Genomic DNA, 6461 nt, shown 5'->3' on the forward strand with positions numbered 1-6461 from the left:
ACGGCCGGGTCCAGCGACCCGGGGTGCAGGGCCAGTCCCGCGCTGAACCACATCTGGATGCCGACCTGCGCGATCAAGACCGCCGCACCGATGCTGAACAGGTAGCCCGCAGGGCCGTCGAGCCGCTCGCGGGCGTGACCGAAAACCACCGCGGCGGCCAGCAACGCGCAGGCGCTCAGCAGCACCTGCAACCGGATCATGCCGGCGTGCGCGGTGATGTGATCCACCACCTCAGACCCGGGACGGTCGATCCCCGGACCCAGCGGAACGACCACCACCGCGAACACGGACAGCACCGCGAACGCGACAGCTGCCGCCAACGGCACTCGCCTGACCATAGAAGGCAGTATGCCGCCTGCGACGCCGTGAAACCGTCAGGCCGCCCGCTTCTGGTAGGTGGTGGTGCGCTGACGGGCCGGCCGCCCGATGCCCGCGGCGATGGCGACCAGTTCGGCCACGGTCTTCGCCGAGCCGTACTGGGAGCCGGCCATCCGCGAGATGGTCTCCTCCATCAGGGTGCCGCCCAGATCGTTGGCGCCGCCGTTGAGCATCACCTGGCTTCGCTCGACTCCGAGCTTGACCCAGCTGGTCTGGATCTGGGAGATGCGACCGTGCAGCATGATTCGCGCGAGCGCGTGGACCGCGCGGTTATCCCGGTGCGTGGGACCCGGACGCGCCGCACCGGCCAGGTAGAGCGGCGAGGACTGGTGCACGAACGGCAGCGGCACAAATTCGGTGAAACCGCCTGTGCGGTCCTGGATTCCGCGCAGCACGTTGAGGTGGCCCACCCAGTGTTCCGGGGTGTCGACGTGGCCGTACATCATCGTCGAGCTGGATCGCAGACCCACTTCGTGGGCGGTGGTGACGATCTCCACCCATAGTGAGGTAGGCAGTTTGCCCTTGGTGAGCACCCAGCGCACGTCGTCGTCGAGGATCTCGGCCGCCGTTCCGGGGATGCTACCCAGACCCGCTTCGCGCAGTTCGACGAGCCAGTCCCGGATACTGCTGCCGCTCTTGGTGACCCCGCTGGCGATCTCCATCGGCGAGAACGCGTGTACATGAATCGCGGGAACCGCTTCTTTGACCGCTCGCACCAGATCGGCGTAGGCGGTGACGGGCAGGTCCGGGTCGATGCCGCCCTGCATGCACACTTCGGTGGCCCCGGCGACGTGTGCTTCCCAGGCCCGCTCAGCCACCTCACGGGTGGACAGCGAGAACGCGTCCGCATCACCCTTGCGCTGGGCGAAAGCACAGAACCTGCAGCCGGTGTAGCAGATGTTGGTGAAGTTGATGTTGCGGTTCACCACGAACGTCACGTCGTCGCCGACCACATCGCGACGGATGGAATCGGCAAGGGCAGCAAAGGCATCCAGCGCGGGGCCGTCCGCGGTCGCCAGCGCGAGGTAGTCGGCGTCGCTGCAGCCGCCGGGATCCCGTTCCGCCGCACGCAGCGCGGCGGCGACGTCACCGTCCAGGCGTACCGGCGCGTGGGCGGCGAGTTGCCCCACCCGGTCCCGGATCGATTCCCAGTCGCCGAAGGCGCTGTCAAGATCGCTGCGGGCTGCGGAACGGCGCCCCTCGGCGTCGATCGCCGTGGCCAGATCGGTGCGCCCCAGTGACTCTGCGGCCTCGTCCGGCTCCTGCCACGGCCGCCCGGCGGGTGTGATGTCGCGGGCGTAGCCGGTCTGGGGATCGGCCAGCGCGGCAACGTGGCCGGCGACCCGGGGGTCGATCCAACCGGCCCCGGCCAGGACGTACCTGGGCTGGGCGGTGAGCCGCTGCACCAGGTCGAAGCCGGCGTCGGCGGTGACCGCGGCCAGGTCACCGAGAGCGGGCCAGGGCCGTTCGGGGTTGACGTGGTCGGGGGTGAGCGGCGAGACACCGCCCCAGTCGTCGACGCCGGCGCCGAGCAGGGCCACGCATTCGCCGGGCGAGACCAGGTTCGGCGGGGCCTGAATCCGCATGTCCGGGCCCAGCACCAGCCGAGCCACCGCGACGGTGGCCAGAAAATCGTCGAAATCGGCATCGGCAGCGTCCGCCATCGCGGTGCGGTCCTTCGCCCGGAAGTTCTGCACGATAACTTCCTGAACGTGCCCGAACTCCTTGTGCACCTTGCGGATCGCATGCACGGTGTCGGCACGCTCGGCCAGCGTCTCCCCGATACCCACGAGCAGCCCGGTGGTGAACGGAATAGCCAGTCGGCCGGCGTCGGTCAGCGTTCGCAGCCGCACCGCCGGATCTTTGTCCGGGCTGCCGTAGTGCGCCAGGCCGCGGGTCTCGAAAAGCCTGCGCGAGGTGGTCTCCAGCATCATTCCCATCGACGGCGCAACGGGTTTGAGGCGCGACATCTCGGCCCAGCTCATCACCCCCGGGTTCAGGTGCGGAAGCAGACCGGTCTCCTCCAGCACCCGGATCGCGGTGGCGCGGACGTAGTCCAGCGTCGAGTCGTAACCCCGTTCGTCCAGCCACTGCCGGGCCTCGGGCCACCGCGCCTCCGGCCGGTCGCCGAGGGTGAACAGTGCCTCTTTGCAGCCGAGGTCGGCGCCGCCACGGGCGATGCCGACGATCTCGTCGGGCTCCAGATACATGCCCCGGCCGGCGGACCGCAGCTTGCCGGGCACGGTGACGAACGTGCAGTAGTGGCAGGTGTCGCGGCACAGATGGGTGACCGGGATGAACACTTTGCGCGAGTAGGACACCGGCAGCAGACCGTTGGGACCCCGATGACCGGCCGACGCCAGACCGGCGTCACGCACCCGGGCCGCGCTGGCGCACAGATCGGCTAGTTCGTCGCCGCGGGCCGTCATGGCGATGGCCGCCTCGTCGACGTTGAGAGCCACGCCGTCGCGGGCTCGCCGTAACACCCGGCGCAGCGCAGGCCCGGCGGTCGACATGGCACCACAGTAGTACCGGCAGACCCGCGCACCTCCCGCAGCACAGCCGACCCATCTGTGAATTTCTCAGGTTCGTGTGTACAGTCCGTCATCGAACTGTCGGCAAACCTGTGAGGTGTTGTGATGAACCAGACTCTGCCCGTCCGGATGTCCGCCCGCTCGTTCCTGATCGCCGGTATCAGCACCGCCTTGGTCGGCGCCGCCGCTGTGAACCCGGTGAGCGCGCCGGCCCCCGCTACAGCGAAGATCGCTGCGGCCCTGGAGCTCACCTCGATCACCAGCCCGCTCCAGGCGGCCATCAAGAACACCTACAACGCCGTCGAGCCCTGGGCCGAGTACGGCATGTCGTGGGCGGACTACATCCTGGGCCTCATCCCGGTGGTGAACTGGTTCGCGCCGGCGGTCCCGCTGGCCTACTACACCATCGAGCCGCTGGTCCGGGCCGGGACGTACACCTTCGCCGACGTAGTGGGCCTGGACTTCGCCCAGATCGGCCCCGATATCAGCACCGGCATCACCACCTCCATCGACAACGCCATCCGGTACACCCTCGCCTGGGCGAACATCCCGCTGCCCCCGCCGCTGCCCGGCGCCTCGGTGGCGGCCAGCGCGGCCAGCGCGCCCACGGATGTCGCGCTCTCCGAGGCCGTGGCGATAGCGCTGATCAACACCCTGACCGAGACACCGACCGGGGCGCAAACCCGCAGCGTCGAGAGCCTCATCAAGAACACCTACAACGCCGTCGAGCCGTGGGCCGCCTACGGCGCCGCGTGGGGCCAGTACATCCTGAGCTTCATCCCGGGCCTGTGGTGGCTCGCGCCCGGCGTCAGCTTCGCCTATTACACCGCTGAGCCGCTGGTGCAGGCGGGCGTGTACACCTTCGCCGACGTGCTGGGCCTGAACTTCGCCCAGATCGGGCCGGACATCAGCAACGGCATCAACACCTCGATCAACAACGGCATCAACTACGGCCTGGCCTGGCTCAACAGCCTCGTCCCGCTGCCGCCGCTGCCCCCGCTGCCGCCGCTGCCCGGCGCCTCGGTGGCCGCCCCCACCGCGAGCGTGCGGGCCGCGGCCGCCGTCGAGGCGCCCGAAGTTGCCGAGCCTGCCACCGCCGCGGTGACCAGCGCGCTCGCCGCCGACGCACCCGCCACGGTCGACGCCCCGGCCAGTGCGGCACCCGCCGCGGAAACCGCCACTGAGGCTCCCGCACCGGTTGCCGAGGCACCCGCGGTCGAGGCCCCCGCGGTCGAGACCGCTCCGGAGGTCGAGGCCCCAGCGGTCGAGGCCCCGGAGGCCGAGGCCCCGGCCGCAGGCGAGGCACCGCAGAGCCAGGACGCCGACCAGCCGTCCGGATCGGACGCTTCGGAGAAGTCGCAACGCCCGGCACGCAGCGGCCGCGGCTAAGTCAGGAAAGCCGGCGCAACAGCATCGCGGCGGGTAACGCTCCCAGGGCGACGAGGATCAGGACCGACAGGCCCATGATCCCCGGCCCGCCGAACACGATGTCACCGCCGGGGCCGCCGAGCGACAGCACTGCTACGGTCGCCAGCCACGTCCACAGCGGAAGGGCGACAAGCCTTTTCGAGTCGGTCCAGTGGCTGGCGGCCCACACCAGTGCGGCGTTCAGCAGCCCGCTGAACACTGCGCTGACCGGAAGCGGCACCGGACCGAGGTACAGCGGCAGCAGGAATGCGCCGATGATCGCCGACACCACACCGTCGAGTGCCAGCAGCGCCAGGACCGGACGGGCCAGCGGCGAGTCCGCGTACGCGCCGCGCATCGGATCAGCAGTAGCCACAGGGGCTTTCGGTCCGGTCACGTGAGGGCGAGACCGGCCAGAAGGTCGCGCTCCAGACCGTCGGCGTCGGTGTCCGCGAGCTCGCCCGAGATCAGCACGTAGTGCTCCTGGGTCAGCACCGGCAACGCGAGGTTGTTGGACAGCGCGAAGGCGCGGCCGGTGGGCCCGACGGTCACCTGGGTGGCGTGAGCCACCATGGCGGCGACCTTGGCGCCGAGCTGCTCCGGGGCGTCGATCACCGTGGTGACGGGGTGCTCGACGAACACCGCGGCGGCCTCGTCGGTGAGCCGGATCCAGTCCGACCGCACATCGTCGTCGGTCAGCAGGGCCAGCCCCTCGCGAAACGCGTTGGGCGACATCACCGTCCAGTAGAACTTCGGAACCTCCCAGCGGTCGGCCGCCACCGTCAGAGCCGCGGTGGTGACCACGTGCGCCTGGATGTGGTCCGGGTGCCCGTAGCCGCCGTTGGGGTCGTAGGTCACCACCACGTGCGGCCGCAACTCCGCGATCACATCCGCAACCTGCGCCACCACCTCGTCGTGGTCGGCGTCGGCGAAGCGGGTCTGGCGCCGGGCCGGGGTACCCACCATGCCGGAGTCCCGCCAGCGGCCGGCAACCCCGAGGAACCGCGGGCCGGGCAATCCGAGGCACTGCAGCGCGGCGGTCAGTTCACCGACGCGGTAACCGCCGAGCTGGTCGGCGTGGTCGACGGCCAGATGCGCCCAGCGCTCACCGATGACCTCACCTTCCTCCCCCAGCGTGCAGGTCAACACGGTGACCTCGGCACCGGCGGCGGCATACCGCGCGATCGTGGCGCCGTTGTTCAGCGTCTCGTCGTCGGGGTGGGCATGAACGAACAACAACCGCGGCACAGCAGCCATGAACTCTCCTCATCGCCGGGCGAGCACTCCGGGGGCACACTACCGACCCGGGTTACGGCGACGTCTTGACCCAGCGGCCGGCGTCACCGACGATCCCCACCGGCACCGCCCCGGTGAGGGCCACGTTCTGCACCGTCGGCCCGGCGGCGACGATCGTGGTGTCCTGGAGGATCGGCAGTTCGGTGGCCATCGCCCACAACCGCGGCTCGACGGCCGCGATGACGTCGTTGACGTTCAGCGCCCCGGTCAGGGCGCCGTCGATCTTCGGCTGGATGGAGCGATCGCAGATTCCGGTGATGTTCGACGGCGCTCGCACCAGCGGGGGCGGTGCGGACGGCCGGGTGCTCGTGGTGGGGGTTCCCGATTGGCCGTCCGTCGTGCGGGGCGAGGCGGGAACGCGCGGCCCGGTGGTGGGCACCAGGGTGGCTTCCAGCGCCTGGCAGCTGTATCGCGACGCCAGCAAGGTGGCCAGATCTCCCCCAGCGGAACGCCAGCCGACGATCGCGTCGACCTTGTTCTTGGTCAGCGCCGCGCCGTAGAGCGTGGGCGGATCCAGCGCCAGCACCGTCGCCGCGATACCGGCGCCGCGCAGCTGATCGGCGGCGGTGTTGGCCACCGCCACCGAGGCGGGGTCGTTGGCAGCCGCCCCGATCACCAAGGCGAGCGGTTGACCGTCGCGGCTGATCCGCCCGCGGGTCGACACCGGCGTACGCGGACCGTCCGTGCCGTCCGTGCCGTCCGTGCCGTCCGTACGCGGAACGTCCGTGCCGTCCGTAGCGTCCGTGGCGTTCGTGCCGTCCGTGGCGTTCGTGCCGTCCGGCGGCGGCGGGACGGGTCTTTCGGTCGGCGAGCGGTCCACCTGATAGCCGGCCTGCGTGAACAGTT

General features: G+C 70.3%; 4 protein-coding genes and 2 pseudogenes. 1 reads left to right on the forward strand and 5 read right to left on the reverse strand.

The window, feature by feature from the left end; all coding sequences use genetic code 11:
• Together ADBZ6I_RS15115 and ADBZ6I_RS15120 are read right to left on the reverse strand one after the other, a co-directional pair.
• Nucleotides 1-338, reverse strand: a pseudogene (locus ADBZ6I_RS15115) (hypothetical protein); the annotation flags it as partial.
• Between the two features lie 36 nt (nucleotides 339-374).
• Nucleotides 375-2894, reverse strand: a complete 2520-nt coding sequence (locus ADBZ6I_RS15120; protein WP_526385241.1) for a bifunctional FO biosynthesis protein CofGH — start codon at nucleotides 2892-2894, stop codon at nucleotides 375-377.
• Between the two features lie 123 nt (nucleotides 2895-3017).
• On the opposite strand from ADBZ6I_RS15120, the gene ADBZ6I_RS15125 reads away from it, so the two are divergent.
• Nucleotides 3018-4301: a hypothetical protein gene (locus ADBZ6I_RS15125; protein ID WP_526385243.1), complete on the forward strand. Its 1284-nt coding sequence runs from the start codon at nucleotides 3018-3020 to the stop codon at nucleotides 4299-4301.
• A 1-nt stretch (nucleotide 4302) separates the two neighbouring features.
• Here the strand turns inward: ADBZ6I_RS15125 and ADBZ6I_RS15130 are convergent, their stop codons facing one another.
• The 3 genes and pseudogenes from ADBZ6I_RS15130 to ADBZ6I_RS15140 all read right to left on the reverse strand — a co-directional run.
• The gene (locus tag ADBZ6I_RS15130; protein WP_526385245.1) at nucleotides 4303-4677 is read right to left on the reverse strand and encodes a hypothetical protein; all 375 of its coding nucleotides are present in this window, start codon (nucleotides 4675-4677) and stop codon (nucleotides 4303-4305) included.
• Between the two features lie 35 nt (nucleotides 4678-4712).
• Entirely contained in the window at nucleotides 4713-5576 is an 864-nt protein-coding gene (mshB, locus tag ADBZ6I_RS15135) for an N-acetyl-1-D-myo-inositol-2-amino-2-deoxy-alpha-D-glucopyranoside deacetylase (RefSeq protein ID WP_526385247.1), read from the reverse strand.
• 52 nt (nucleotides 5577-5628) lie between these two features.
• Nucleotides 5629-6461, reverse strand: a pseudogene (locus ADBZ6I_RS15140) (ABC transporter family substrate-binding protein); the annotation flags it as partial.

This window comes from Mycobacterium sp. (assembly GCF_044342925.1).
In the GTDB taxonomy this organism is placed as follows: Bacteria; Actinomycetota; Actinomycetes; order Mycobacteriales; family Mycobacteriaceae; genus Mycobacterium.

What these genes read in the sequence shown, in the direction of transcription:
- ADBZ6I_RS15120 (WP_526385241.1), bottom strand. Translation starts at nt 2,894, where the DNA reads ATGTCGACCGCCGGGCCTGCGCTGCGCCGGGTGTTACGGCGAGCCCGC.
- ADBZ6I_RS15125 (WP_526385243.1), top strand. Translation starts at nt 3,018, where the DNA reads ATGAACCAGACTCTGCCCGTCCGGATGTCCGCCCGCTCGTTCCTGATC.
- ADBZ6I_RS15130 (WP_526385245.1), bottom strand. Translation starts at nt 4,677, where the DNA reads ATGCGCGGCGCGTACGCGGACTCGCCGCTGGCCCGTCCGGTCCTGGCG.
- mshB (WP_526385247.1), bottom strand. Translation starts at nt 5,576, where the DNA reads ATGGCTGCTGTGCCGCGGTTGTTGTTCGTTCATGCCCACCCCGACGAC.